Consider the following 1,908-nt stretch of genomic DNA (forward strand, 5'->3'; position numbering starts at 1 on the left):
GGCATGGATGTCTATCTGCTGAACGTCATCCGTCCGGTGCGCATCGTGGCGCCGCAGATGGTCAAGCAGAAGGGTGGGGCCATCATCAACATCTCGACGGCCTGGGTGGTCGAGCCGAGCCCGATGTTCCCGACGTCCGCGGTGTTCCGTGCCGGGCTTGCCGCCTACACCAAGATCTTCGCCAACACCTACGCCGCCGACAATGTGCGCATGAACAACGTGCTGCCCGGCTGGATCGACAGCCTGCCGGCCACAGAAGAACGCCGCGACAGTGTGCCGATGCAGCGCTACGGCACCTCGGAAGAAATCGCCGCGACCATCGCCTTCCTGGCGTCCGAAGGCGCCGGCTACATCACCGGCCAGAACATCCGGGTCGACGGCGGCATCATACGCGCTATTTGAGGGCGTCGGCCGGGGGGATCCCGGCATCTCACCCCAAGGAGCAAAGAATGCGGCTTTTGATACTCGGCACCGGCTGGATGGCGCAGGAACATGCGCGGCGCTTCACCGCCATCGACGGCGTCGACATCGTCGGCGCGGTCGATGTCGATCCGGCACGGGTCGGCGAGTTCGCCGACAGTTTTGACATTCCCAACCGCTTTACCGCGCTGGATGAGGCGCTGACATGGGGTGAGTTCGACGCGGTGGCCAATGTCACGCCGGACCGCATCCACCACCCGACCACCATGGCGCTGGTCGCCGCCGGCAAGCCGGTGCTGTGCGAGAAGCCGCTGGCCGAAAACTATGGCAAGGCGACCGAGATGGCCGACGCCGCCGAGGCCGCCGGCATCGTCAACATGGTGAACCTCACCTATCGCAATGTGCCGGCGCTGCAGAAGGCCCGCCAGATGGTGCAGGCGGGCGAGATCGGCACCGTCAGGCATGTCGAGGCGTCCTACCTGCAAAGCTGGCTGGTGTCGAAATTCTGGGGCGACTGGCGCACCGATCCGAAATGGCTGTGGCGCCTGTCACGCGGCCACGGCTCCAATGGCGTGCTTGGCGATGTCGGCATCCACATCCTCGATTTCGCCAGCTATGGCGCAGCCGTCGACATCGACCATGTCTTCTGCCGGCTGCGCGCCTTCGACAAGGCGCCCGGCAACCGCATCGGCGACTACGGGCTAGACGCCAATGACAGCTTCGCCATGACGCTGGACTTTTCCAACGGCGCCTTCGGCGTGGTGCATGCCAGCCGCTGGGCGACTGGCCATCTCAACGAGCTGCGCCTGCGCATCTATGGCGAGAAGGGCGGCATCGAAGTGGTGCACAATCTGGATGGTTCGACGCTCAAGGCCTGCATCGGCGAAAACGTCGAGAACGCCATATGGGAAGAGCTCGACGCCGGCACGGTGCCGACCAACTACCAGCGTTTCACTGACGCGGTGCGATCCGGCGCGCAGGCCGAACCGTCCTTCCGCCATGCCGCCGAATTGCAGAAGGTGCTGGATCTGGCCGTCGTCTCGGACGAGAAGCGGGCGGAGCTGAGGGCGAGTGCGGAAACGCGGTGAGCTGGGCGAAGCGGCCGGCGCCAGCGGTCGAAGATAGCACTGCCGCCAACTTCGGACTGCGGTCCGCGCCAGTCAGGGGCCGGTCACGAGCGAAAAAACCAGTTTCTGTAAATTGCCGCCATCGCCGAATTCGACGCGGTCGAAATCGCGGCTTGCCAGCACCCGCGCCTTCGAGATCGCGTCAAGCCGCTTCACCACCTCGGCCCTTGTCTTGCTGCATTTGGGATCGTCGGCGACGGTCAGGCCGTTCGTCGCGGCTTGGATGTCGTGGACCATCTGGACCATGCTGGCGCCATGCACCTTCTCATGGGCGGCGACGCCGGCGATGAAGGTTTCCCAGTTCTTCTGGACGGCGGGCGGCAGGGAGCCGGAAGGTTTTGGCAAGGTGTAGGTGACGATC

At 64.7% G+C, this 1,908-nt stretch carries 3 protein-coding genes; 2 read left to right on the forward strand and 1 reads right to left on the reverse strand.

The genetic code is table 11. From position 1 onward, the window contains the following. Positions 1 to 402 (forward strand): SDR family oxidoreductase (locus EN984_RS32865; protein ID WP_127384276.1); only part of this gene is annotated, 402 nt, incomplete at its 5' end. A gap of 47 nt (positions 403 to 449) precedes the next feature. Then, the gene (locus EN984_RS32870) at positions 450 to 1,508 is read left to right on the forward strand and encodes a Gfo/Idh/MocA family oxidoreductase (RefSeq protein WP_127384277.1); all 1,059 of its coding nucleotides are present in this window, start codon (positions 450 to 452) and stop codon (positions 1,506 to 1,508) included. Positions 1,509 to 1,580: 72 nt separating this feature from the next. Here EN984_RS32870 and EN984_RS32875 read toward each other — a convergent pair. Beyond that, positions 1,581 to 1,908, reverse strand: a 328-nt coding sequence (locus EN984_RS32875) for a DUF922 domain-containing protein (protein ID WP_127384278.1), incomplete at its 5' end; no start/stop codon positions are given.

The organism is Mesorhizobium sp. M7A.F.Ca.CA.004.12.1.1 (assembly GCF_003997835.1).
Classification (GTDB): Bacteria; Pseudomonadota; Alphaproteobacteria; order Rhizobiales; family Rhizobiaceae; genus Mesorhizobium.

Coding starts and splice junctions, on each gene's coding strand:
- EN984_RS32870 (WP_127384277.1), top strand. CDS start 450: ATGCGGCTTTTGATACTCGGCACCGGCTGGATGGCGCAGGAACATGCG.